This is a genomic window from Chryseobacterium indologenes, assembly GCF_018362995.1.
GTDB classification, from domain to species: Bacteria; Bacteroidota; Bacteroidia; order Flavobacteriales; family Weeksellaceae; genus Chryseobacterium; species Chryseobacterium indologenes_G.
Genome location: NZ_CP074372.1, coordinates 494858 through 520952, shown reverse-complemented (window position 1 = coordinate 520952; position 26095 = coordinate 494858). Strand labels below are relative to the sequence as shown.

At 35.9% G+C, this 26095-nt stretch carries 27 protein-coding genes and 1 riboswitch; of the genes, 14 read left to right on the top strand and 13 right to left on the bottom strand.

The window, feature by feature from the left end; all coding sequences use genetic code 11:
• Position 1: 1 nt before the first annotated feature.
• The 7 genes from prpB to DYR29_RS02090 form a co-directional block, all read right to left on the bottom strand.
• Positions 2-898, bottom strand: a complete 897-nt coding sequence (prpB, locus tag DYR29_RS02120; protein ID WP_213279070.1) for a methylisocitrate lyase — start codon at positions 896-898, stop codon at positions 2-4.
• 454 nt (positions 899-1352) lie between these two features.
• Positions 1353-1542, bottom strand: a riboswitch (cobalamin riboswitch).
• Positions 1543-1882: 340 nt separating this feature from the next.
• Positions 1883-2650 (bottom strand): LytR/AlgR family response regulator transcription factor, encoded by a 768-nt coding sequence (locus DYR29_RS02115; RefSeq protein ID WP_213279068.1) that lies wholly within the window; start codon positions 2648-2650, stop codon positions 1883-1885.
• Between the two features lie 3 nt (positions 2651-2653).
• The gene (locus tag DYR29_RS02110; RefSeq protein WP_213279066.1) at positions 2654-3676 is read right to left on the bottom strand and encodes a sensor histidine kinase; all 1023 of its coding nucleotides are present in this window, start codon (positions 3674-3676) and stop codon (positions 2654-2656) included.
• 68 nt (positions 3677-3744) lie between these two features.
• Positions 3745-4485, bottom strand: coding sequence for a hypothetical protein (locus DYR29_RS02105; RefSeq protein ID WP_213279065.1), 741 nt, complete (start codon positions 4483-4485; stop codon positions 3745-3747).
• Positions 4486-4706: 221 nt separating this feature from the next.
• Complete coding sequence (locus tag DYR29_RS02100; RefSeq protein WP_213279064.1) at positions 4707-5249, bottom strand: hypothetical protein; 543 nt, start codon at positions 5247-5249, stop codon at positions 4707-4709.
• 97 nt (positions 5250-5346) lie between these two features.
• On the bottom strand, positions 5347-5898 hold the full coding sequence (locus tag DYR29_RS02095) for a GNAT family N-acetyltransferase (RefSeq protein WP_213279063.1): 552 nt from the start codon (positions 5896-5898) through the stop codon (positions 5347-5349).
• Positions 5899-5937: 39 nt separating this feature from the next.
• Complete coding sequence (locus DYR29_RS02090; protein ID WP_213279062.1) at positions 5938-6402, bottom strand: GNAT family N-acetyltransferase; 465 nt, start codon at positions 6400-6402, stop codon at positions 5938-5940.
• A 72-nt stretch (positions 6403-6474) separates the two neighbouring features.
• Between DYR29_RS02090 and DYR29_RS02085 the strand changes: the two genes are divergently transcribed.
• The 8 genes from DYR29_RS02085 (at position 6475) to DYR29_RS02050 (ending at position 15253) form a co-directional block, all read left to right on the top strand.
• Entirely contained in the window at positions 6475-7953 is a 1479-nt protein-coding gene (locus DYR29_RS02085; protein ID WP_213279061.1) for a PLP-dependent aminotransferase family protein, read from the top strand.
• A 327-nt stretch (positions 7954-8280) separates the two neighbouring features.
• Positions 8281-8718 carry a transposase gene (locus DYR29_RS02080; RefSeq protein ID WP_213279058.1) on the top strand — a complete coding sequence of 146 codons (438 nt, stop codon included), beginning with the start codon at positions 8281-8283 and terminating at the stop codon, positions 8716-8718.
• A 383-nt stretch (positions 8719-9101) separates the two neighbouring features.
• Positions 9102-10490: a helix-turn-helix transcriptional regulator gene (locus DYR29_RS02075; protein WP_213279055.1), complete on the top strand. Its 1389-nt coding sequence runs from the start codon at positions 9102-9104 to the stop codon at positions 10488-10490.
• 320 nt (positions 10491-10810) lie between these two features.
• Positions 10811-12097, top strand: a complete 1287-nt coding sequence (locus tag DYR29_RS02070; RefSeq protein WP_213279053.1) for a helix-turn-helix transcriptional regulator — start codon at positions 10811-10813, stop codon at positions 12095-12097.
• Positions 12098-12421: 324 nt separating this feature from the next.
• The gene (locus DYR29_RS02065) at positions 12422-13243 is read left to right on the top strand and encodes a hypothetical protein (RefSeq protein WP_213279051.1); all 822 of its coding nucleotides are present in this window, start codon (positions 12422-12424) and stop codon (positions 13241-13243) included.
• Positions 13244-13254: 11 nt separating this feature from the next.
• Positions 13255-14115, top strand: a complete 861-nt coding sequence (locus tag DYR29_RS02060; RefSeq protein ID WP_213279049.1) for a hypothetical protein — start codon at positions 13255-13257, stop codon at positions 14113-14115.
• Positions 14116-14132: 17 nt separating this feature from the next.
• Complete coding sequence (locus DYR29_RS02055) at positions 14133-14900, top strand: hypothetical protein (protein WP_213279047.1); 768 nt, start codon at positions 14133-14135, stop codon at positions 14898-14900.
• Positions 14901-14923: 23 nt separating this feature from the next.
• On the top strand, positions 14924-15253 hold the full coding sequence (locus DYR29_RS02050) for a helix-turn-helix domain-containing protein (RefSeq protein WP_213279046.1): 330 nt from the start codon (positions 14924-14926) through the stop codon (positions 15251-15253).
• Positions 15254-15435: 182 nt separating this feature from the next.
• On the opposite strand, the gene DYR29_RS02045 is transcribed toward DYR29_RS02050, so the two are convergent.
• Genes DYR29_RS02045 through DYR29_RS02035 form a run of 3 tightly spaced genes read right to left on the bottom strand, consistent with a single transcriptional unit; the run spans position 15436 to position 17353 of the window.
• Entirely contained in the window at positions 15436-15801 is a 366-nt protein-coding gene (locus DYR29_RS02045) for a VOC family protein (RefSeq protein WP_213279044.1), read from the bottom strand.
• Between the two features lie 52 nt (positions 15802-15853).
• Positions 15854-16447 carry a dihydrofolate reductase family protein gene (locus DYR29_RS02040; protein ID WP_213279043.1) on the bottom strand — a complete coding sequence of 198 codons (594 nt, stop codon included), beginning with the start codon at positions 16445-16447 and terminating at the stop codon, positions 15854-15856.
• A 33-nt stretch (positions 16448-16480) separates the two neighbouring features.
• Positions 16481-17353 (bottom strand): alpha/beta fold hydrolase, encoded by an 873-nt coding sequence (locus DYR29_RS02035; RefSeq protein WP_213279041.1) that lies wholly within the window; start codon positions 17351-17353, stop codon positions 16481-16483.
• A 284-nt stretch (positions 17354-17637) separates the two neighbouring features.
• On the opposite strand from DYR29_RS02035, the gene DYR29_RS02030 reads away from it, so the two are divergent.
• Positions 17638-17781 (top strand): bacteriocin-like protein, encoded by a 144-nt coding sequence (locus DYR29_RS02030; protein WP_002980068.1) that lies wholly within the window; start codon positions 17638-17640, stop codon positions 17779-17781.
• A gap of 27 nt (positions 17782-17808) precedes the next feature.
• Positions 17809-17955, top strand: coding sequence for a bacteriocin-like protein (locus tag DYR29_RS02025; RefSeq protein ID WP_167375285.1), 147 nt, complete (start codon positions 17809-17811; stop codon positions 17953-17955).
• A 97-nt stretch (positions 17956-18052) separates the two neighbouring features.
• Here DYR29_RS02025 and DYR29_RS02020 read toward each other — a convergent pair whose 3' ends face one another.
• Genes DYR29_RS02020 through DYR29_RS02010 form a run of 3 tightly spaced genes read right to left on the bottom strand, consistent with a single transcriptional unit; the run spans position 18053 to position 20724 of the window.
• Entirely contained in the window at positions 18053-18961 is a 909-nt protein-coding gene (locus DYR29_RS02020) for a hypothetical protein (protein WP_249413590.1), read from the bottom strand.
• A gap of 10 nt (positions 18962-18971) precedes the next feature.
• Positions 18972-19820: a hypothetical protein gene (locus DYR29_RS02015; protein WP_213279040.1), complete on the bottom strand. Its 849-nt coding sequence runs from the start codon at positions 19818-19820 to the stop codon at positions 18972-18974.
• A 10-nt stretch (positions 19821-19830) separates the two neighbouring features.
• Positions 19831-20724: a hypothetical protein gene (locus tag DYR29_RS02010; RefSeq protein ID WP_213279039.1), complete on the bottom strand. Its 894-nt coding sequence runs from the start codon at positions 20722-20724 to the stop codon at positions 19831-19833.
• 712 nt (positions 20725-21436) lie between these two features.
• Here DYR29_RS02010 and DYR29_RS02005 point away from each other — a divergent pair.
• Genes DYR29_RS02005 through DYR29_RS01990 form a run of 4 tightly spaced genes read left to right on the top strand, consistent with a single transcriptional unit; the run spans position 21437 to position 26083 of the window.
• Positions 21437-22444, top strand: coding sequence for a LacI family DNA-binding transcriptional regulator (locus DYR29_RS02005; protein WP_213279038.1), 1008 nt, complete (start codon positions 21437-21439; stop codon positions 22442-22444).
• Positions 22445-22497: 53 nt separating this feature from the next.
• Positions 22498-23412, top strand: a complete 915-nt coding sequence (locus tag DYR29_RS02000; RefSeq protein WP_213279037.1) for a carbohydrate kinase family protein — start codon at positions 22498-22500, stop codon at positions 23410-23412.
• Between the two features lie 11 nt (positions 23413-23423).
• Positions 23424-24668 carry an L-fucose:H+ symporter permease gene (fucP, locus tag DYR29_RS01995; RefSeq protein WP_213279036.1) on the top strand — a complete coding sequence of 415 codons (1245 nt, stop codon included), beginning with the start codon at positions 23424-23426 and terminating at the stop codon, positions 24666-24668.
• Positions 24669-24673: 5 nt separating this feature from the next.
• Complete coding sequence (locus DYR29_RS01990) at positions 24674-26083, top strand: carbohydrate porin (protein ID WP_213279034.1); 1410 nt, start codon at positions 24674-24676, stop codon at positions 26081-26083.
• The last annotated feature ends 12 nt before the right edge of the window (positions 26084-26095 follow it).

Genomic DNA, 26095 nt, shown 5'->3' with positions numbered 1-26095 from the left:
ATCACTTATTTTGTTTAAAAAGGTTGTCTAATTTTTGTTCATAGTCGTAGTATCCAATGCTTTGATAAAGTTCTTCCCTGGTTTGCATGGTATCTAAGACATTGGCCTGTGTTCCGTCTTTACGAAGGTGCTCATATACATTTTGGGCCGCTTTATTGGCAGCACGGAAAGCCGAAAGCGGATAAAGTATCAATCCCACACCTGCATTTTTTAATTCTTCTACCGTGTACATTTTTATCATCCCGAATTCTGTAATATTGGCCAGTACAGGAACTCCTGTCGCTTCAACAAACTTTTGATAAAAGCTTAGGTCAGGAACTGCTTCTGCAAAGATGAAATCTGCTCCGGCTTCTTTATAAGCGATTGCTCTTTCCAATGTTTTTTCCAATCCTTCATTAGCAAAGGCATCGGTACGGGCACCAATTACAAAGTTCTCATCAGTACGGGCATCTGCTGCAGCTTTCAGCCTGTCTACCATTTCTTCTTTGGTTACCACTTCTTTTCCCGGGCGGTGTCCACAGCGTTTTGCACCTACCTGATCTTCAATATGGAGTGCCGCAGCTCCGGCTTTAATCAATGATTTTACAGTTCTTGCCACATTGAATGCTGAAGGTCCAAATCCGGTATCAACATCTACCATCAATGGCAAATCACAAACATTAGTAATACGCTGAACATCAATCAATACATCTTCCAGCGTGGTAATTCCCAAATCCGGAATACCCAGAGAGCCTGCAGCAACACCACCTCCTGAAAGATAAATTGCATTGAAACCAGCCTGTTGTGCCAACAGCGCATGATTAGCATTAATGGCTCCAACAATCTGAAGTGGACTTTCTTTTCGCATGGCCTCCCGGAATTTCATACCGGGAGACTTCAAACTTTCACTTGTAGTCATTATAATATTTTATTGTTTAGTTGAAATTTGTTCACAGAAGACCATGAATAGGAGCAATAACAGCCACCATTCCATGACGTGGTAAAAAGGCAATCAAAAGAAAGCTGCTCTGTGTTATTTGTTTTTTGTAATCCGGAATTATACCCCATTACCTCTCTGCAAACCTGATTATCTCCAGATTTACTGCTCCTGCATGAATAACCGAAATCGAATAGATACATATTACACTTTTTATATTGATTAAATCCTCATAAAAAGTTCCTGATAAACTTCACAATGCCTGTGAGAAAGAAAAATATGGAAAAGGAAAATACGATGAATACATGATAATGAAATAGCATATTACTCCACTACATATCTGCATCACAAAAATAACATGAGCCGACAAAATATATTGATCCCACTGTTATCCATATCGTATCATACCTGACTATAAGCTTCAGACCGCGAAAGCATCGTCAATTCGAAACAGGCAGGTCTCCTGACTTGTAACAGTTTTTATCGTCCTTCCCATATAACGAGGTATACAGTGAACCTTTTTGATAAAAACCTTGATGTTACTTACAGTTGCGCGACAGTTCGTGATTTGCACACGATTCCCTTTTAAGACACAGCTAAGCGTAACCAGTTTCGGTTGATAAAGAAGATGTTAAGAACTCCTTGGTGGTAAATATAGGTATTTTATAAAAACATGAAAGCTATTTTATGCAAACAATAATTATTTAACTATAACCTATTGATTTTGTTATTATTAAAAATATATTTTTCATTCAACAGACATTGTAATTTAGATTATTCTGCTTGTTTTTTGTTACTAAATCCTTAAGATATGTCATGAAAAAATCAAACAACTTTAAAGAAACAGCCTACTTGTTATCGTTTTTCAACCTGAAACTGAAGTGCTGTTTTTTTTAAAATTATGAATGCTTATCTTTTGATATTAAATGATCTTTTTTATATCATTTTAGTGAAAAATTTTAATCCCTATTCTTCAATCCATTTTCTGAAAGCAGCTGTGTTGCTTTGGCTTGTCACCAGATGGGCTTTCTGTCCTTTTATTTGGATAGACAGCGTATTTTTATTGTAACGCTCTATTCTTTCAACATGTATTTTCTGAACGATTTCACTGCGGTTAATTCTGAAAAAATCTGAAGGACTAAGCTGATTTTCAATTTCTTTTAGCGTAGATTCATTCAACAAATATTTCTTTCCTGTGGTATCGAAAGCAAAGACAATTCCCTCTTCTGCTTCAAAGAAAGTGATATCTTCAGTATTGACAAAGTAAATTCCCTGGTGTGAGGAGACTGTAAATCTTTTTTTATATTTTTTCTCTGTATGACTATTATTAAGCATTTGCTGAAGTTTTACCAAAACCTCATTCTGTTCTGATGCAGAGGTTCTCAATAAAATAAATTTGTCCCAGGCTTTTTGGAAACGCTCTTGTAAAAAAGGTTTTAAAAGATATTCTATGCCGTTACTTTCAAAAGCATTCATCCAGAACTGATCGTAAGCTGTCGTAAAGATTATTGGACTTGAAACACTCACCTGATCGTAGATTTCAAAGGCATTTCCATCCAATAACTCTATATCAGAAAAGATCAGGTCTACTGTTGATTTTCTTAAAAAAACAACAGCTTCTTCTACGTTATCAATCTCCGCAAGAATCTCAACCGGTTCTTTTAATTCGCTGATAAAACGTTTTAGCTTTTTTCTGGCAGGGATTTCGTCTTCGATAATTATAACTTTTATCATATTTTATACTGGAATTATAGGAAGTTTTACAGCAAATCCGATTTCTGATTTTGATATTTCTACCTGTTGGTCGCTTAATAACGCATATTGCTCTTTAAGATTGTTCAAGGCTCTTCCTGAAGTTTTTTTATTGTTACGTTTAGGTATCACATTATTGGAAACGGTTATTGTCTGATCCAGATTTATGGTGACCGAAACAGGATGGTCATGAGTTCCAAGATTATGCTGAACGGCATTCTCCAGCAGCAGCTGTAATGAAAGCGGAATAATATTTCCTGAAGATTTTATATGATTTATTTTTAATGAATAGGCATTTCCGTATTTATATTGTATCAGATTAAAATATTTCTCTGCAAAAGCAAGTTCTTCTTCCACAGCTACTAATTTTTTATCGGAAACATCTAAAACATAACGGTATATCTCGGCAAATTCATTGAGAAAGTCGGAAGCTTTTCGTTTATCTTCTTCTATGAGCTGGTCCAGAATATTGAGATTATTGAACAAAAAATGAGGATTAAGCTGGGCTTTCAACTGATTAATTTTACTTTCAGACAACGCATGATCATAAAGGGCAAGCTGTTTCTGATAGTCTGTATTCTTCTTGTAGTAACGGTATGCCAGATAAAAACTTCCGTAAATAAAGCCTCCGATTAAATCCGAAAAAGTGGAGAGAATAACTACTTCCTGATTAAAATTTTTCTCAATCTTTCCAAAAGCAAAAGCAATCAAAAAGCCTATTATCTTCATCACCACAAGGTATGTCAACAGTGAAGAACTGAATATTTTAAGGATTTCCGCGATGCTGAATGTTACTGACTTCTGCCAGTTTTTAATGAAAAAATCAATCACAAAAAACAGGATACAGGCACTAATGAGGGTGACAACTGCAGCTTCCGGTGTAAAAATATACCAATCTAATGTTCTTCTTATTCCTATCCGGGTATGGATAGACTGTACATAGGCAAACAAAAGGATAAACAGGAGAAAATACCTGTGTTGATTAATCCGTTTTAATATGGTTTTCATCGGCTTTATAAATGGTCATTTTTTACAAAAATAGCCCTATATTTTTACAGGGCTGTTTCTTTGTATTATTATTTTTTCTTTTCGGGAAATGATGCGGTAACGTTTCCTTCATCGTCTAAGAAATCCAGTTTTGCTTCGTTATTTTTATCTACGCAGAATCTGGCTCGCGGCTGGCCTTTACTGTCAAATAAGAACAATCCGTTCTGTTCATCTTTGGTTTTCCCAAGCATCATTCTTGGTGCTCCTCCAATCAATCCCTGCTGTTCATATTCTTTATATTTTTTCCGGGCAGCTTCCTGATCTTTTATCTGGTCCAGTTCTGCAAAGATTTCTCCGGTTTTTATTTGTGATTCTTTTGATGGACGATCATTGAAATAAAGCCCGCTCGCCACTACTCTTTTATCTCCTTTCTTATAATCCTGAGTCAAAAGCTGCATTACCTGATCCCCGTCATACTGATCATACGTCAGAGATAATCCTGAACTGTGGCCGTTTTTATTTTTCTGTCCATCATAAATAAAGCCACCACATTCTATTCCGTCTTCATTGAAGAAAAGCATGCCTGAGCGTTTTTTTCTTGTTTTATTGGTCGGACTTCCATTTATTTTATCTTCTCCGTTGGGAAATTTTCCCACATTGGTAATGATCATCTTCACAGTACCATCTTTTTCAACGATATTGATTCTTTCAACATCAATCTCCGTAAATTTCTCATGCCCGTCTGTTTTGAAAGCTGAAGCTGTTAAAAATACAATTCCAATGACTGCTGCAAAAGCAAATGTTCTTAAAAAAATTAATTCTCTGTTCATAGCTTATAATCTTAATTGTTTCTGTTTTGATAAGTCAAAGCTATTCTATCTGCATCTGCAATTCAATCAGAAAACAATGAACTCAGGAAATAAAGAAATGAATGGAGGATTTTTACGAACGAATGAAATAGATCATTTTTACTCAGTCACACTTCATTCAATACATTGAAAAAATCCGCCAAAAAGTGACGGATTTTATAGTATTTGAAAGTTTATTAAAATTAATTGGCAGCAGGATCAATCAGTTCTGTGGTAAGTCCTAAAGATTTTAGCAGATTTTTATTATCAAAAAACAAGGCTGCATAATGTTTTCCTCTCTTAAAAATCAGTTTTGAACCTCCCGGGAATTCACTGTCTGCACCAAGTTTCTGCGTTTTAGCATTATATTTACTGAACTTGGTTTTGCAGTCCTGCAATGTACTTTTATTCATGATAAGACCAAATGGAAGTCCTTCTATCACTACGGGCTTATTGTCTGAAATGGTAAAAAACATCTCATCAATCACATTGTTTTTCCCAGGACTGCAATAAAGTTCCAGGCCTGTTTTTGTAGGCCATTTCACATATTTTTCCTCATTGGCATCTTCATAAAAAACAGGTTTTGTGTTCAATGCTTTTGAGATCTTATCGGGAGTCTGTGGAAAAATAAATTCTGAATTTTTATCTAATAAAGAGTTTAGAACTGCTGTTTTCTGTGAAAATGCTGTGATACTTACCAGTTGGAAAAAAAGGATTAAGATGAAAGTTAATGGTTTCGTCTTCATGGATGATTTAAAATTTTAATGATTTGAAAGTTAAAGGTATTAAAATTTACTCTATCTGGTTAGTTCAAAACGATAATAATATGATCTCCTCTTTAATTTATTTTTTTACAGAACTGCAATAAGCTTCCCATTTCTCTTTTGATATTTCATAGGTATAATTCAATGAAGAATTTTCTCCAAAATAACTTACTTCCTCTTCACCTACCTTTTCCGCTCCAATTCTTCCAATTGCTATTTGTGAACGGACATTATTGGCTCCAATCTGGAAATACACTTTTTGAACATACTGAAAAATATAGTTTAGCATGACCGCTTTCACAACAGGATTTATTCCTTTACCCCAGCAATCCACCGAATAAAAGGTATACCCTATAAAAATACTGTTTTCATTGGGATTATAATCATAAAAACGGGTACTCCCTACAATCTTTCCTGTGAATTTATCAACCACCCGGAATGCACCTTTACTTTGAATGGCTCCGTCAAAAAACACTTGGAATACTTCTTTTTTCCATCGGTCTTTACTGGGATGCTGCTCCCAGACTTTAGGATCAGCCGCTGCTGCATATACTTCTTCAAAATCCTCTTCACTCAAAGGATATAAATTTACTTTTTCAGTTTCTAAATGAGGTTGAATACTAAATTTCATATTATTTCTGTTTTAAATATTTTTATTAATTCTATCTGTTCAGATGCTCCATTCATAATTGAGCCAGTCCGTATTTTCTTTGGCACCAAGCCGATCATAGAACTTTTTTCCACCTTCATTCCAGGGGGCAACAGTCCATTTTATTTGAGTACATCCATATGTTTTTGCTTCTTCACGAAGAGTATCCATCAATTGCTCACCGATCTTCTTTCCGCGATAATGATCATCCACATACAGTTCTTTCATATAGACAGCAGGCCTGTTCTGAGCCGTATAAGGCAAAAAATAATAAACAAGTATTCCGGCAATCTTATCTTTATCTTCTGCAACGATACAATAGAAATCAGGAGGTGTTTTTCTAAACCCACTTTCTGCAACAATCTGAGGTGTTATCGCAAAAGAATCATCATAATGTTCAAATACCGCCAGATCTTTCATTAAGCTCCAGACCTTTTCACTATCTGCTTCAATGGCTTTTCTTATTTTGATTTCGTTATTATTCATGCTGATATTTTTATTTAACAACAACAAAATTAGCAGCATATTGGAGTATATTTGTAGTCCAATATAAATAAAATGAATAGTCCAATTATTGGAAGTTTACTGAGTCATATCACAATTGATCCTGCTTCCAACCGGGCAGTATATCTTCAATTATCAGATGAAATTTTAATTCTTATCAGGCAAGGAAAACTAAAAACAGGGCAAAAACTGCCTTCTTCAAGGGACATAGCAAAAATATTCAATATCAATCGGATAACGGTATCCAAAGCGTTTGATGAATTACAGATGCAGGGCTGGCTGGAAAGTTTCGTTGGGCGCGGAACCTTTGTCTCCTCACACATTCCGGAACCCGATCCTGAAAAGCTTCAGGACATGATAAGCAATAAAGGAATTAAAACAGCGGGGTTTGAACTGCATGAAAAACTTTATCTGCCTAATCCTTACTTTATTCCCAGTTCAGATCTTCATCTGGATGATGGGCATCCGGATCCTAAGCTGGCACCATTAAAAGAACTTTACAGAGCCTACAGAAACCAGCTGACCAGAAGTGGTTTATATGATAAATTCGGTGGCTACAGTTTTCCCGATGGCTCCGAGTTCTATAAAACGACCCTCTCCAACCATTTGAACGAAACCAGAGGGCTAAAAACTTCTCTGAAAAATATATTATCCGTCCGCGGAACCATGATGGGAATCAATCTTGTCTGTACAGGGCTGATAAACCCCGGAGATGTAATAGTATCAGGAATTCCGGGATGGCAGCGTGCAGAACACAATTTTATACATGCCAAAGCCAGACATATAAGTATTCCGGTAGATGAGCATGGATTATGTGTGGACGAACTGAAAAAGATCTGTAAAAGAATCAAAGTGAGAATGGTATATGTAACCCCGCACCACCATTATCCAACTACGGTATCGCTCCGTATTGACAGAAGGCTGGAGCTGTTGAGACTTGCCAGTGAATATGGTTTTATTATTTTTGAAGACGACTACGATTTTGACTTTCATTATAGCCGCCGTCCTTTACTTCCGCTGGCCAGCGCGGATGAAAACGGAATGGTTATCTATTGCGGCTCTTTCAGCAAAAGCTTTTCTCCTGCATTTCGTATGGGCTATCTGGTGGCTTCAGAAAATGTCATTAAACATCTTTCCAATATACGTATACTGCTGGACCGGCAGGGGGATCATATCCTTGATAATGCCATTGCAGATATTATAAATGACGGAACTGTACAGCGTTATACAAGAAAAGCTTTAAGTATATATCAGGACAGACGGGATCATTTCTGTAATTTATTGAAAACTGAACTTTGCGAAACAGTAGATTTTTCAGTTCCTGAAGGCGGAATGACGGTGTGGACAAAGTTTGACAAGAGCATCAATCTTGAAGAACTGGCAAAAAAAGCCTATTCAAAAAGCTTATATATCTCAGATGGCAGTTTGCATAAATATGAGGTATATGATCAAAATGCAATACGCCTGGGTTTTGCCTCTTCCACTATAGATCAGCTTAATCAGAGTGTAAAAATTCTGAAAGGATTAATATAAACATTTCAAAAATTAAAAATTGGAGTATATCTTTTATCAAAATCGGTAATTTATATGATTCTGATAGCAAATGAAAGCTAGTTATTTTCAATTTATCCTATAAAAATCAGGTTTAAAGATCCGATTTAAAAGTCTACATTTTTCATGGACCACTTTTCCCCAAAAGCCAAAATTAACCAGCAAATAACAAAATTCGATAAGTTTCGACAGTTTTCGACAGCTGTGACAACCCCCATATTTAAGCAATCTTAATAATTTTGCATACGATTTGAAATGGTATCGTCCGCTTCAAATATTTTAAAAAAAACACAAATTTAATACTAAAGGATGATTCACGATATCAAGAATATTCATATGGGCGACCTCATCACCCAAAGAATAAAAGAAATTGAAATAGATCAGATACGAATCTGTAAATTTTTGAAATGTACAGATGAAGAGTTAACAAAAATATTATCCCAAAAATCTATAGAAAGCGATCTTATTTTACGGTTCAGCATTTTACTTGAATATGATTTCTTTAGAGTCTATTCACATTATCTTATACTCTATGCACCTCCTGCTAACGTAAATATTGGTAATGCTACTACTAAATCATCACTCCCCCAGTTCAGAAAAAAACTGTATACCCAGGAAATTATTTCTTTCATTCTGGATCTTATTGATTCAGGGAAAAAGAGTAAGCAGGAAGTCATGAATGAATACAAAATTCCTAAGACCACATTATACAAATGGATGGGCAAATACAAAAACGGGTTCAATTAGTGAGACTTTACGTTCGAATTTCCAGTTTCTCATAAAACACATAGCATTACAGATGAAAAACAATTTTATCATACGCTCTATGAAAATAGACAGCGCTCAAAAAGTATTATCAAATTCCATAAATCATATAGATAATTGTCTATATCAATATAGATATTAAACTTAATTACTATATATTATGATAATTCAACAAAACGCAGTAAATAAATAAGTAACTTTAATACATCAACCAAATGACTCAATTTGTCTTTGTTTATGGGATTTTATTCAATATATAAAAATTTTTATTTGTGAAAATTAAGTTTTTGCTAATAATTTTAGTTGTCTTTTATAATTTTTGTTATTCGCAGGACAATATCAAACAACAAAAAAGTATTGATAGTATGATTATTGTTGCCCAGGATAGAGGTATATATGCTAATAAAGGCAGCAAGGAAGCACTAAGAATCTGTACTGAAATATATTACCAATCTAAAGAGATTGATTATTCCAACGGGATGATTCAGGCTGATATGACAATGTCAGCAATTTACTTGGGTGAACAAAATTATAAAGCAGCTCTTGAAAAGATTTTGCGAGGCAAAAGCCTTGCAAAGGAAACTGATAATTATTATTTATTATCTATGTTCCTTATAAGAGAAGCTTTTGTTTATTCTGAACTAGGATATACTAAAAAATCTCAAAAAGCACTTACCAGTTCTTTAGGCCTTCTTAATAAATTATCTGAAAAAGAAGGTTATTTAATAAAAAGCCTTGTCGACATGACAAAGGCAAACAATATTCAAGTTGTTACAGACAGTACAAAAGACTCAACACTGATTTATTTAAATCGTGGATATCAGGAAATTAAAAGAATAGACAATAAGAATCCCTACCAAAACTTTTTTCTTGGTATTTTTACAATACGACTGGCTGAGGCATATTACCTGAAAAATAATTTTTCAAAATCAGAACTGTTCCTTAGAGAGTTTGAGATAGTGAAATCCCATGATAAGAATCAGTCTGAATTTATCCGTTATTATATCCTCAAAGGCGATATAGAAAATAAAAAGAAAAACTATACACAGGCACTCGAATATTTTGATAAAGCTCAGGAATTTTATCAAAAGTATAAAATGTACAATCTTGCTTTAAAAGATATCTATTCGGGAAAAGCAGAGTCTTACTTAATGCTTAACGATTTCAAAAACCAGGCAATATACAGTACAAAAGCAAAAAGAATCACAGACAGCATTGCTGTAGCAGATCGGCAGTTATTGAACAGTACAATTGATACTAATGAAAATGAGGATCCTTTTGCAGATAATGAAAATAACAACTATTATCTTGCAGCAGGTATACTCATAGCATTGGCGGGATTAACGTTTTATATTTTACATCGTAAAAATTCCCGAAAAGAATATACAGAAGAAAAACTTCAGGAGCCCATACCCCAACCAATTATTCTCCATGAAAATGAAAAATCTGAAACGGAAGTTGAAGCCCTTAGAGAGCTTGTTCAACTGGCTAAAAATGATGATAAATCTTTTCTACTGAGGTTTTCTGAAGTGTTCCCGACTTTCAATCAGCGGCTTTTGAATATAAATCCTCAGCTTACCCATTCAGATCTGGAATACTGTGCCTTAATCAAATTAAAATTTGACACTAAAGAGATCGCCCGGCATAAAAATCTTACTATAAATTCTGTGGTCAGTAAAAAATACAGGATCAGAAAAAAACTGAATATAAGTACTGATGAAAACATGTATACCTGGATGTTGAATATCGGATAGTTTTATTTGATATCATCATATTCAATTTTTCTTAATTATTAATTTTATAATAAAAAGTTTGGTGTTCCTATTATATTTTATTTTTTAAACTTAATTCTGTGAAAACAAAAACATTTCTCTTCATACTGCTTATTTTCAGCACTATAAATTGTTATTCGCAAGATTATTCCAAGCGTAAAAAAAGCATTGACAGTTTAATAAAAATTGTAAAAGATAAAGATGCCTACAATAATATCGGCAGCAAAGAACTATTAAGATTGTGGCATACTATATTTTCACAATCAAAGAGTATTGCATACCCAAAAGGAATAACGGAAGCTATGAAAATAATACCCTCCATTTATATGAATGAGCAGAGGTATGAGGAGGCCATGAAAATAATTCCCGAAGGTAAAATTTTAGCCGAAAAATATCATGATTATTATACTTTAGCATGGATCTATGTGGAAGAAGGCATGATTTATACTGAGCTAAGTTATACTAAAAGATCTAGAAAGTCACTTAATGAAGCTCTTGATCAGACAGGTAAGGTAAGTAATGAGGAAGCTCACATCATAAAAGCGACGGCATATAGAACCATGGCGAGAAATCTCAGAAAAGAGGATGGAAGCGGAAAAAAAGATTCTATCTTGATTTATCTTCACAATGGTTATAATGAATCAAGAAAAACAAGCACTACATTCCCATACAGAAATTTTTATCTTTCTTCATTCGCTATAGAATTAAGCCAGGAATATTATTCTAAAAATGATCTCATCAATACTGAAAAATATCTGGTTCAGTTCGCTCAGGATATGAAAACAGAAAAAGACCAGTCTGAGTTTATCAGATATTATATATTAACCGGAAATATAGAGAACAAAAGAAAAAATTATACTAAAGCTTTAGAAAATTTTGAAAAAGCAACACAGGCAGCCAAACAAGCTAAAATTTATCCATTACAGGTAAAAGATATTTATTCCGGAAAGGCTGAATCTTATCTAGGACTTGAGGACTATAAAAACCAGGCCCTCTATTCTGCAAAAGCTCAGAAGATAACAGACAGTATCTTAAGTGTTGAAAAGAAAGTTCTGAATAATGTTATTGCTCCTCCTGATAGAAAAAACATTTCCAACACAGAAAATAGCGAATCAAATAACAATAAACTTCTGATTATCATTGTCATTTCTTTCATTTCGATTACAAGTTTTGTTATATATGTAGTTTATAAAAGAAAGAATTATAACAAAACGACTGAAACATTCACTGATAATAAGGAAAGCTCAATACAAAATGACATACTGCCTGCTAAAAGTATAAAAGATACCAATACTGAAGATTTGAGTGAACTTATACAGCTTGCTCATAACAATGATAAATCTTTCCATCTGAAATTTTCTGAAACCTTTCCTGCATTTAACAAACAATTGCTGGAAATAAATCCACAACTCTCCCATTCTGACCTGGAATATTGTGCGCTGATCAAATTAAAATTTAACACCAAAGAAATATCACATTATAAAAATGTAACCCTTAATTCCGTGATCAGTAAAAAATACAGGATAAGAAAAAAGCTGAACATCAGTACAGAGGAAAATATGTATTCATGGATGCTAAATCTTGGATAATTTTCAACGTTTTCACCTTTTTAACAATTCCGATTACCAAAACGACAAGTTTCGCTAGTTTATGACAATATCTTTATAGTGCCATTAATTAAACCTTAAAATAACTTTGTCATAGAATCCAGATGATCAATTGAAATAAATGATTAGTATAGTATTGTTGTCACAATGAACAGTTTTAAACTATGTCATTACATTATGTATTTATTGGGCTTCGATTCTATTAACACAAATGTTATTATATTTTGAATTAGGAGGAAGGATATTTTCCTATATCCTTCTTTTCTAAATCTAAATTTAAAACACAAGAATGTAAAAAATTATACGATGAAAAAAGCACATTTCATGCTATTCTGCATGCTGACCGTTAGCGGATATGCCCAGGTTAGTATTTCTACCAACCCTAGTGATCATGAGCCGCACCCTAACGCTATTCTGGATGTAAAATCCACAGTTCCGGCAAAAGCTGTATTACTGCCTTCGGTATCTCAAATAAGCAATGCTGCCAATCCTGTTGGAGATAATACCTTTAAAGGAGCATTAGTATACAGTAAGAACAATGCTTCTGTTTACGAACATGATGGAACCCGTTGGCGAAGCACCTATGATTATGTGGTTGAAACCAAACCGCAATATTTTGCTCATTTTTCCAGACCTTCCAATGTTGCATTGTCGTGTACCATCCCTTTTCTTGGAACAGGCTGTACAGTATCCAACGTAATAATACCAATTAGTAATTCGGGAAGCTCAGACTTTCAGGGAACTAATATTAATCTGTCACTTGCCTCTAATATTATAACGGTAAACGAGGCTGCGTTATATAGAATTACTTACAGATCATTTGCCGTATTAGCCACCTCACCTGTCGAAGTGCGATTAAAACTCCAAAAAGCAAATGCTGCCACCCCTACTACGTTTACTGATATTGACTCTCAATCATTTACTTCTGACAATGCCCGTCTAGGATACAATCCGGTATTTAATGGTTCTATTGTTATTCAGCTCAATGCTGGTGATAAAATTTCTCTGTCAGGTTACATGCAGTATTCTCCTCCGATACCTCTGCCTGGTCTTTCAGCATCTGCCACCTTCCAGAACAATGGAACAAACGGAACCGGGGAGCTTGTTTTTGAAAAAGTAATCCTTTAATTATACATATAATGAAAACACAAATATTTACCTTTCTTTTTTCTGTGCTGCTTGGTGTTTCAGCCTCTTCACAGATCCTGATTTCCAAAACAGGAGGCAGCCCCCATCCCAATGCGCTGCTTGATATAAAAGATCCTGCAAAAGGACTCATAATGACCAAAACTAACAGCATAGGAAACTTCCCACTATACAATGTCTCGGCAGAAGACCATTTCGATGACCTTCCTGCTCTCGAAGGAGCCCTTCTATACAATAAAGAAGACAAACAGTATTACAAATATGACGGCACCATATGGATTCCTGCATTGCAGTTAGGAGGATTTTACAATCCTTTTGAAACCCGTACAAAAGCAAGCGCAGCTCAAAGCTGGACATGCGTTTCGATTCTAGGTGTTAACACCTGCGCATTATCCCAATTGTTTGGAAGCAATAACAGACAAACTATACCTGTCTCAAATGCTACCAGCAGACCACAACTGCTTGTGAATAATTTAAATGCTCAGGTCGGAACTGATTATATTGTTATTCCTGCTGCAGGATTGTATCATGTTTCAGGTGTAGTAGGATTTGCAGGAACCAGTTTACTGGGGCTAGGGCAGGATGTATCTTATTGGGTCAATCTGGATGTAAGCTATGATAACGGAACAACCTGGTCTACGCTGGCCTTTAAAGAAACCAGCCAAAGCGGAGGAATATTTATTGACCTAGGGCAATCCGGAAATAAAAGCGCCAGTGTATCTTCCACCATTACATTGCCTGCTAACAGCAGAATCAGATTGGCTGCAGCTGTATCTACAAGCTCTCTTATTTCTACTTACTCCAATTCTACGGACCACACCGACACTTTTATTAACGTACAAAGAATCAGATAACTTTTAATACACAAGCAATGAAAAAATATATATTATTAGCCAATATATTGGGAGGATGTTTATTAAATGCTCAGGTAGTTATGGGAGGGGCCAATGTTACATCTCCATACACACAGTTAGAACTACAGAATACTACCGGACAAAAAGTATTGATACAGCCGGTTGCAAATAGCAACACAACTTTACCAAAATATAATGCAGCACAGCCTGACGGCTATGATGATGATGCTACTATGGAAGCCATGCTGATGTATGACAAGAACGCATCCGTTTCCAAAGTGTATGATGGTTCTACATGGAAACAGGCATTTACTCCACAAGGTAAGGCTACTACATGGACCCGTGCAAGAATAGAACCCTCAAGTGTAGCGTGTCTAAGCTTCTTGTGTACTTCCGGAAATCTTCCTTTGTCTATTCCCAATAACAGCAATCAGTTTTCTGATTACCTTTCTGTTTTTCGGCCGTCAGATACTTTCCGTATACGCCAGAAAGGATTATACAGAATTAATTTCAATTTACTATTCAATGGAGTTAATATAGGCTTTGCAGGAGTAAAAGTAAATATTGCTATTGCTGTAAACGGTGAACAAAAAGCATATATGTCTGCAAATGCCGGCTTTATCAGTTCAAATAGTTTTTCAGCTTCCGCAGATACTGTTCTGTTTCTTGATGTGAATAATGATGTCAATTTCAGAGTTAATGTTAGTACTCCGGGATTATCTATTGCTTCCTTTACATTCGGAGGAACACCAGACAGCAATGTCAGCTTGGAAAGAATATTATAAATGAAGTTTACAAACAGTAACGAATGAATAATCCGGATTACAAGAAGATATTTAAAGATATCATTCAATATCAATATCCCCACAAAGCAAAGGCTTGTGAAAGTATTTTGAATAAGGAAAGCTTAACAGGAATAGATGTCATTACTCTTAATAACCTCATTTTTGAATCACGCTGCCAAGAACCTGCTGTATTTAACCAAAAACATCACTTTTATGATAAGCAATCAATAATGCAGATATTGGAGTATCAAAAAAAACACAATCTCAATAATACTCAAGTTGCCCAAAAATATAAACTCAGCAGAAATACTGTTGCCAAATGGAAAAAGCTTAGCCTGAATCAGAATAATTAATAATTTCTTATTCATCCAAAGCAGTACGTGTTTTTTTATAACCTTTCCAATCGGGAAGGTTATTTTTATACTAAAATACCAAACTCAGAGAAAGAAATTTAAACAATACCAACTTTTCTTATTTGCCACTATTCTTATAATGATATTCTGATTTAAATATTTTTAAAAAAGTATTCTCTGTGTTATGTTTGCTGTAAATTAAATACTGTACCAGCAGGGTCTGTAATCCAGTGCATATTATCAGGAAGCTCTTCAATTTCGTCACAGGTTTCTACTCCGTTTGATCGAAGGTATTCTATAGCCTCTTCTACATCAGGAACTGTAAGCTGCAACCAGGTTTCGGAATGGGTATAATTATCTACACAGTCCAGCCAGATGATATTATTCCCGAATTTCACCTCATGGGTTTTGGAAACAGTTGGATTATTAATCGGTTTTTCTTCAACATTTAACTTTAGGATGTCTCTATAAAAGGCAACCGTTTTTTCATATTTATTTTTTGGAATTTTTATGGCAATATTTATTCCGGCTTCAAATTTCGTATTCATATTGTAGGTTTAACTGTTGTGAAAAATAAAAAACTCAATTAAAAGGCTCTGTTTACAGTTCAACATTGCCTGTCACAATCTCACCGGAACATTTGTAATTGGCTATAATAACTCCTTTTGATGTTATATGGCTTTCCGTCAGAGCAAAAGCAGCCGGAACCGAATTATCATCAAACAGCTTTTTTCCTCCACCAAGAATCAACGGATAAATTTTTAGGCGAAGTTCATCTACAAGATCATGTTTCAAAAGCAGATGCACAAGTTCGCTGCTGCCCCAAATCTGAATATCAGCACCTTCCGATTGTTTAAGTTTTCGGATGTCATCCAGATTTTTGAGAAAAAAAGTATTCTTCCAATCTGAGTTTTCGATAGTTTGAGAAAGCACATATTTATTTCCTTCGTTGATTCCCGGCCAGAATTCAGCATGCTGAGGCCAGTAAGATGAAAAAATATCGAATGTTTTTCTTCCCAGAAGGTAATCAGTCTGATTCATTTCTTCCTGCATGATTTCACCGAAAAGTTCATCACCATAAGATACAGTCCATCCGCCATATTGAAAGTTTCCGGATGTATCTTCTTCAGGGCCGCCGGGTGCCTGTATGACACCATCCATTGTAATCATTGATAAGACAGTTATTTTTCTCATTATATTAATTTTTTTAAATGCTATTATATCTGGTTATTTCAGAAAACCATTCAGATAATTCAGAATCATTGCGGTCTGCATCATCAGGCTGACGTGGGTTTGCCCGGGAGCAACGGCCAATTGAGATTTTGGCATTGGGCCCATATCCGCAAAAACATCACCTCCTAATAATTTATAAGTTTTTGATAACTCAGTTTTATCCAGTCCATCATTATCACCCGCTATAATTAAAACTGGTGCTGAAATTTTAGCAATCTTATCGTCACCCAGATCAAATGGCTGTCCGGCAGAAGCGATCATCTGCTCCAGAAACTTTATCCATTTTGTTTTATCAGGTGCTACGGCGTTGTAGGCAGTATGCATAGGGCTGTTTGTAAAGAGTTCGGGCTTCATCCCTTCCAATGCTTTATTTACTTCAGGCAGCCAGCCGTTCGTTTTATAGGTTGATGAAATAATCACCAGTTTGTTCAGTCTTTCCGGGCTTTGTATTGCCAACTGATAAGCTACTTCTCCTCCAAAACTGTACCCTGCCACATCTGCCTTATCAATTTTCAGATAGTCCATTACCTTTGTAACATCGCTCGCCAAAATAGCATGAGATAATTTTCTTTCCGAAAACGGAGTATGTCCGTGTCCTTGTAGTTCAAGCGCTATTACTTTTCTGTTTTTAGACAATTCAGGGATCAGCTCACCCCAATTCATATCAATCGTCATGAAGGCACCATGCAACAATACAATGGGCTTTCCTTTGCCATAGACCTCGTAATAAACTTTAATGCCATTAACAGGTGCATAACCACTTTCAGAAGGTTTCACTTTTTGTCCATATACCTGGGACGTGATAATGATAACAGTTAAAATCAGTAATGATTTCAATAGGATAGAGAATTTGAATAGACTTTTCATAATAGTATCGGATTTGGTGATTCAACTTTTAACCAAAATTAGTAAGTCATTATGAAATCCAACTTGCCACAAGACAAGATTTTATTCCAAACAAATCAATCTTTGTACATTCCTTTATTAAAGCCTATTGGACACACTTTACATACATTACATTTTACTTAATTATATAAAATTCAAAGGAAAACATCCAACAATAAACTTATTGAAAGTAAATATTTTCATGATAATTCTACAACAGTTGATAAAAATTGTTTAATTTCGAATAGAACTAAACTTATACTATTATGAAAAATTTAAAGAAAATCGAAAGACAGGAATTGAAAACAATTAAGGGTGGCATTGACTGCAGAGGCGGACAGCTTTGTTTAATCGGCGGAAAATGGCAATGTATGCCATATGACGGATGCGGTGGTGGAAACCAGCCTTAAGTTTTAGTTTAATTCAATTACTTGACTATGAAAAATTCTAAAAAAATTTCAAGAGATCAGTTGAAGAATATTAATGGCGGAGCATTGAGCTGCTCTGAAGCCTGCTGTCCACCTCCGGGAATCAAAAGATGTCCGTGGGTGATTTGTATTGCACCATGTGAAATATTAAGTTAGAAAACTGTATTCTCCAAAATAAAACCTGCAATTCCTATGAGTTGCAGGTTTTTATTTTAAGTTCACTTTTAGATTGTTGAAATCTATTAAAATATCTTTATTGTTCAACGATGGTAAGCGCATTGTAAGCACCACTTCCTGAAACATCAAACTGGCTGGTTGTACCATCAAATCCTACTGTAATCCAGGTGAAAGGTCTTAGTTTGCTGCCTTTATTCAGATATACGCTTACTGTACAGGCTGAACCTACCGGTACGGCATTTGGACTTCCTCCGGTATCGGAAGCATATCCATTATTTGTTTTTATTCTTTGCGTAATGTTGCCGGCAGAATCTCTGACTTCCCAAATTGCTTCTGTTTGATTATTGGCGCCAGTATTTACCTGGCTGGATTGTAATGCAAAAGTAAAAGTTGCAAAATAAACGCCATCACGCGGTGCTGTAAACTCACCTGTAGCCGGATTAAAATTCGAGGTTGGAACCCCTGAATCAGAGTCTAATTTTTCAGTCCAGTTAGTTAAATAAGAGGATCTTCTTTGTACTATGCCAGATTTTGGTCCTATTTCTGAAGGAGTTGCACTTTCAAATACATAGGTATCCTGAGTAGTTTTACTTGCCATTACTATAATACGCGGTTTTCCTTTAGGAAAAAAGCTAACCCAGTTTGAACCGTCGGAAAATTCCAAGTATCCCTTTACTCCAATAGCAGGACTTGCAACATACCGTAACGCCCCAGCCCCGGCCTGCGCAGCTGTTTTTGCAGTATTCCCAATAGCCACAGAGCTATTTGTTCCACCTCGCAGATCCAGAGCTACCTTGGGATTGGCAACCATTGTACCCATTTTTCCGGAACTATTGATTATAATATTACCGGCATCTGTTTTAGCCTCAAGAGGGTTTGTCGGATTGGGTACCCCTATTCCTATTTGAGCATTTACATAGGTTACATTCAGTGACAAAACAATAACAGCACTGATCAATTTTTTTATTTTATTTTTTCGCCCCATTATTATGTATTTACAATTCACTGATACTTAAATTATTTAATCTATTGTCATTCAACGTATTTCGGACACTGCCTATATTATGCCTAATGCTGAACTTTATAGTATCATCTTTTTTAAGGTTGAAAATAGCATTGCAATTCCCACTTATATAATTGCTTACTGCACCAGCCTGAAAAGCAGGATAAGAATTTATGGTCTTAAATACAGGGATATTATCTGTACTTTGACTGCTTTCTATTGCGGTTTCTATGAATGTATTTTTAGGGATATTTCCATTCGCCAAGGTAATATTGAAAGAAACCAGATAAAAACCATCGCGGGGAGCTTTAAAAACCCCTGTGGAAGGATCAAAATCTCCACTGACACCAGCACCTAAATCAACTGTTTCTGTCCAATCTGTAATAACCGTTGAAGCTGCACTTGGAATACTTTGCGCAGAGCCTTTACTGGCATTTACCAGTGCTTTCGTTGGAGCAGTCAATGGCAATGCGATCCATTGCTCACCATCAGAATATTCTAAAAATCCACTGTTGTTGTAGCGTATTGCTCCTCCTCCTGCTGCGGAAGGGCTTTGTGTATTATTCCCTAAACCAATAATTCCCTGATCGGATGAAGACCTCAGGTCTACTTTAGTAACCGGGTTTAAAAGTCCAAAGCCAACCTGTCCTTCTGATGTAATAACAACATCATTAGATATTTTTGTTGCATCAGGTGCTGAGCCATTATCTTTTCCCGCATCTATATGCAAAGGTTGTGCAGGTGTAGGAGTAAAAAATCCTGTTTGCGCCATTGTCTTGGTTGCAGAAAAAAATAAAATACAAGCAAATAGTTTATAAGTGATACTGATCTTCTTTTTCATAATCTATATCTTAATGTTCTATTATGGTTAAATTGTTAAATCCATCATCTGGATTTGCAGGGTTCGAAGAATCAGTTGTCACTCTAAGCGGAATAGCCCCTGAAGTAAGATTTTGATATAGTCTGACACTTACCTTAGTTCCTGCAATAAGAGTAAGGGTAACGGTACTTGATCCTCCAGCTTGTGTTGAACGGGTAGAATTAGCATCATCAGCTGTACCTGTCATAGACTGGCCGAAAGTTTTATATACACTGGCAAGAACCAGGTTTGTAATGGGATTATAAAATTGTGACTCTACTCTGGACCCATCACTAATAACGGCTCCGTTAAAATTGAATGTTAATAAAAAAGTATAAGTTCCATTTCGGGGAGCTGTAAACTCACCTGAGCTGGGATCAAAGCTATTGCTCATGTCACGTACCTCGTTCCAATTAACAATAGTTGTTGCAGAGGCAGATGGTATAGACTGACTTACAATTTTACGGACAACAATCACTGCCTTTTGAGGAGCAATATAAGCTTTATGCCATACTGTACCATCAGACACTTCGATTTTAGCGCCTACCGGTATATTGTTTACATCGTATCGTGTAGCACCCGCACCAGCAGCCACCGCCGACATGGTTGTTGTTCCCAGACCAAGGGCATTTTCAGCACCTGCTGATCTGATATCGAACTGCACCTGAGGATTAAGAACTCCTGCACCTATGAATCCTGTTGTTTTATTTACAATAAAATCATTTGAAACTTGTGTTGCCGTTGGTGCTCCTGAAGCAGAATTATCCTTAGCTCCATCTACATGTAAAATACCTTGTGGATTATTTGTTCCCATTCCTACCTGCCCACTCAATATATTGATAAGGAAGCAACAAGGTAAAATCAGTGTTTTATGTGTTTTTTTCATATTCTCACTTAAGGTAATAAAGGAGTTAACCCTCACTATTAAATGTGTTTTTAGAATCTTATTTTCATTGATGTAAACATCAGGTCAATAATAATTTTCTGCAAAATTGTTGATTTTTCATAATCACGCAAAACATAACCTATCGATAGATTTCGATGTCCCGATAGATTTTTATGAGTTTAAGATTCTTAAAAGATTTGCCATTACTACTATTCGGATATTTCAAATAAAGAAAATGATCAGGTTAATTTTACCGCTAATAAATAGACCGTTTAAAGATTATGGCTTTTTATTTAGCACCTTTAGTACCTGTATAAAACAAAAAAGCTGTAAATATTTTACAGCTTTTGGACTATTTTGTTTGAATAATTGTGGAGAGTGAGGGATTCAAACTTATGTTCTGGAATCTGCATACTTACAAATTCAAACCAATGATAATTTTTCCTTATATAATTTAAATAATAGACAGAAAATATAAAATTTAAAAAAAATATTGGATAAACGTTTAACCAAATTTAATCATCATATTATATAGGTTAACAATTTGTTCATATTAAAATACGACTTTATTGTTTAATATACTGAAAATCATATATTTGCATTATTTTTAAAAAATTGCGCGAAATTACACTTTTTTCTGAAACTGCCAAAAAAACACAGCTATTGTTTTTTTACTATTTTATGAAATATTTTTGTGCATTAATAAAATAAAATGAAAAGGTCTTCTATAAAAGATATTGCTAAACTGGCAGGAGTTTCCGTAGCCACAGTATCTTATGTTCTCAACAAAAAGGAAGGACAACGCATTAGCGAAGAGACCAGCAAAAAAATTTTTGAAATTGCTGAAACGATTAACTACACTCCCAATAAGATCGCAAAAAGCCTTAAAACCAATAAAACAAAGCTTCTGGGATTGATCGTTGCAGACATCTCCAATGACTTCTATTCTCATATGGCAAGGAATCTGGAAGATAAAGCTTTAAAATTAGGCTATACTCTCATTATTGGCAGTTCTGACGAAAATGCAGAAAAATTTAAAAAACTTACCGAACTCTTTTCGCAGCAACAGGTAGACGGAATGATCGTTGCCCCGGTAGCAGGATCAGAAAAGACACTTGAAAATCTTATCAACATTAAATATCCTGTTGTAACTATTGACAGGTATCTTAAAGGAGTTTCTGTTCCCGGAATTACCATTGATAATCAGGAGATAGCCGAGAGAACAACCAGCCTGCTTCTTAATAAGGATTTTGATAAAATGATCTACATTGGTTACGAAACTGAGCTCCCGCATCTGCTGGACCGCCAGCATGGTTTTGAAAAAGCAATAAGCTCTTCCAACAAAACAGCTGAAATACAATATATTCTGGTGGGATTGGAAAATATAGCACAAGAGGTACATTCTCAGCTTGAAAATAACTTAGGAAAAAAACCTGAAAATACAGCATTATATTTTTCCAGTAATAAACTTGCGGTAGCGGGACTTTCCTACCTCGTTAAAAACAATATAAAAGTTCCGGAGCAGGTTTCTGTAGTTGCATTTGATGAAACCGATGCATACGATCTCTTCCCTACCGAGATTACCTATATCCAGCAACCAATTGAAGAAATGGCTGAAGAGGCTATCAGGCTACTGGACGGACAGATCAATGATTATGCAGCGACAGGAAAAAGGGTAACATTATCCGCAAAACTGGTTGCCAAAGCCTCTTTAAAATAATTAATATAACATAAAACATTTTTTTTAACAATAACTTAAACGTTTAACCTATCATGATAAAAAATAAATTAAACCATGTCGTTTGCTTTGGAGAGGTTCTGTGGGATATCTTCCCTACCGGATCCAGAGCTGGTGGTGCGCCATTTAATGTAGCCTACAACCTTTTCAAAATGGGAATTGATACGAAAATGCTCAGCAGAATTGGCAATGATGAATTAGGACACCGCCTTCTTAATCAAATTCAGAACTGGGGAATAACAACAGATTTCATACAGGTAGATGAGGAAAAAGCTACAGGAACAGTGCTTGCTGATTTTGATGAACACGGAGAGGCTATATATGAAATTGTGCAGGAAGCAGCATGGGATTTTATTCAACCGCTGCCAGAACATAAGAGTTTGATTGAGAATTCAGAAGCATTTGTTTTTGGAAGCCTGATTACAAGGAATAAAACATCCCAAGCTACTCTGCTGGAACTTTTGGAATATTCAAAATTCAGGGTTTTTGATGTCAATTTCCGTCCTCCTTTTATCGATTTTGAGTTCATTAAAAAATTATTGCATAAGGCTGATCTTGTTAAAATGAATAAGGCAGAACTCAGAACCATTCTTGAATATCTCGGTGAAGATTATATTGATGAAGATACCGGCATCAGACATCTTCAGGTCTATTTTAATTTGAATGAAATTGTTCTTACCAAAGGAAGCAAAGGTGCAAGATACTTTATAGATGATACTGCATATAATTTCCCGGCGGTTCATATTGAAATTGCAGATACTGTGGGAAGTGGGGATTCTTTTCTTGCCGGGTTCCTGTCTAAAAGAATTCAGGGCAGATCCCCGGAAGAGATCATGAAACAGGCAACGTCATTGGGGGCTTTTATCACTTCGAAAGCGGGAGCATGTCCGGATTACACCTATGAAGAATTCAAGGCATTCAGAGAAAAAAACAGCTGTAAAACCTCTTAAAAACATACTATATGAATACTCCAAAATTTACAGATAAGAAATATTACATCATCCTGTCTTTTGTTACATCATTATTTTTCTTCTGGGCCATTGCTCTTACCATGGGTGATGTATTGAATAAGCATTTCCAGAACGTTCTTCATATTTCGAAATCCAAATCCGGACTGGTACAGCTTTCCATTTTTGGTGCATACGCACTTATGGGGATTCCGGCCGGGCTTTTTATGAAAAGGTTTGGTTATAAATTGGGGGTAATTCTGGGACTTTCACTATTTGCACTGGGATCTTTCTTGTTTATTCCGGCAGCTAATACTTCTTCATTTGACTTTTTCAGATTGGCTCTTTTTGTACTTGCTATGGGAATGGCAACTCTTGAAACGGTAGCCCATCCTTTTGTAGCAGCTCTTGGTGATGAAAGAACGAGTGATCAGAGGGTTAATTTTGCTCAATCATTTAATGGTTTAGGAGCTATCATCGGTCCTCTGCTGGGTGGATATTTCATTTTTGGAGCCCCTGATTCAGGAACAAGATCTCTGGATTCTGTAAAAAATCTTTATACCTGGATTGGGATTGTGATTCTGGCGATTACCATTATTTTCAGCTTTATCAAAGTACCGGACCTCAAAGATCCTCATGCAGAAGATATCATTATTTCAGAAAATGAAAAAGGAGAAGACCTGTCTGTATCAGATCCACACGCACCGCTCTACAAGCAGAGGCATTTTATATTTGCAGTCATTGCCCAGTTTTTCAATATCGCCGCACAGGGCGGTACATGGGCTTATTTTATCAATTACGGTGTCGAGAAAATGCATCTTCCGGAGATACAGGCTTCCTATTATTTTTCCTTGAGCATGGCGATGATGATGATTGGAAGATTTATTGGCACTTTCCTGATGAGATTCATTGCTCCCAACAAGCTGCTGGCTATCTTTACCGCATGTAATATCGTTCTGTGCCTGATTATTTCCCAAAGCTTCGGATGGGCTTCATTTATCAGCCTTATTTTGCTCAACCTGTTCCTGAGCGTGATGTATCCTACTATTTTCAGTCTTGGACTTAAAAGATTAGGATCAAAAGTTCAGCAGGCTTCATCATTCCTGGTTATGGCGATGTTTGGAGGCGCTGTTTTCCCTCCGATCATGGGTAGAATTGCCGAAAAAGATATTGCCCATGCTTATCTCCTTCCTATTCTATGCTATGTAGTTATTTTATTATTTGCATTAAAATTCTATAAGCCCAAAACACTTAAATAATTCCTATGAAAACAAAGCTCTTATTAGTCTGGTGCATTTTACTTGTATGCGCCGGCAGGGGAATTAATGCCCAGATCGTAATAACCAACAAAAAATTTTCCTTTGGTACAACCGGGAGAATCGGAGCTGGTTATTCTCCGAATGCTGATGGCAAAACCGGGAGACAACTGAACCTGAACAACCAGGGATCTTTAGGAGGCAGAATGGATCAGGGTGACTATGTTGATTTCTTGCCAGCTTTCCATTTTACTCCGGTGGTAAACGGTGACAGTACAAAAAGTACAAAGATCGATATGCAGGCAAGGCTGAGCTTTTATTCAGGCGGAACTTTTCTGGGAAATGTAGATTCAAAATCCAATCAGGGGATGATTATTGCCTTACCGGAAGCATTTGTTGAGGCCAGAAATATTATGGGAAGTGATTGGGATGTCTGGGCTGGGTCAAGATGGCTGAGATATGATGACATTCACATTGCAGATTATTTTTATTTTGATGACCATTCGGCAACCGGTTGGGGGCTGAGGCATAAAAACACAAGGTTTTCTATGTTTTTCCCTGCTGCTATTGATACCGCTGCCAGCAACTCTACGCCTTATTCTTACACCAATGTGATCAGCGGATCAAAAAACCTTATTTACAGGCAGAGAGAAGTTTTGGTCCTGGAACAGACGCTGCCATTTAAAAATACAAAACATAAACTCAAGTTACTGGCAGAATTTCATCATGTAGAAAAATCGGGAGAAAATTCCGTAGAGCAATACCCGTCGGATCAGGGGTGGGTTTTTGGGGCTAAATTAAATACAGATATTGCAACAAAAATTCCGGGTTCATTCAATCAGTTTTCTGTAAGATACGGGACCGGAATTGCTAATGGAGGCGATAATGGGAATACACAGACCTGGCGTACCTATGGAGCACCTGATGAAACTACAAAAACATACAAAGGAGCTTACTCTTTTACTGTTGTTGAACATTTCCTCTGGAATATCTCAAACCGTTGGTCGCTTAATCCTTATGCCGTCTTCACCAAGAGTAAAGGAGGATCAGCCAGTAATGATAAAGCTCCGGATTATTATAGCCGTGAAATTTTCAACAGGAAAACAGAATTTAATACAGGAATCAGGGCCACTTACTATTTTAACAACTGGTTTCATATTCTTTCCGAATTCCATTATGCAGCACGAAAAAACGGAAGCCAGGATGCCGCATCGATGATGAAACTGGTTTTGGCTCCTACCATTGTTCCTACAGCAGAACGCAGTGTCTGGGCAAGACCTCACATCCGTTTTATTGCTGAAGTATCAAGATATAATGATCAGGCTATGAATAGTCTTTATTCACCATTTTTACAACAGTCAGGAGCCAAAAGATTCGGGACATATTTCGGAATACGCACAGAATGGTGGATTTTTTAAAATTAAATAAAT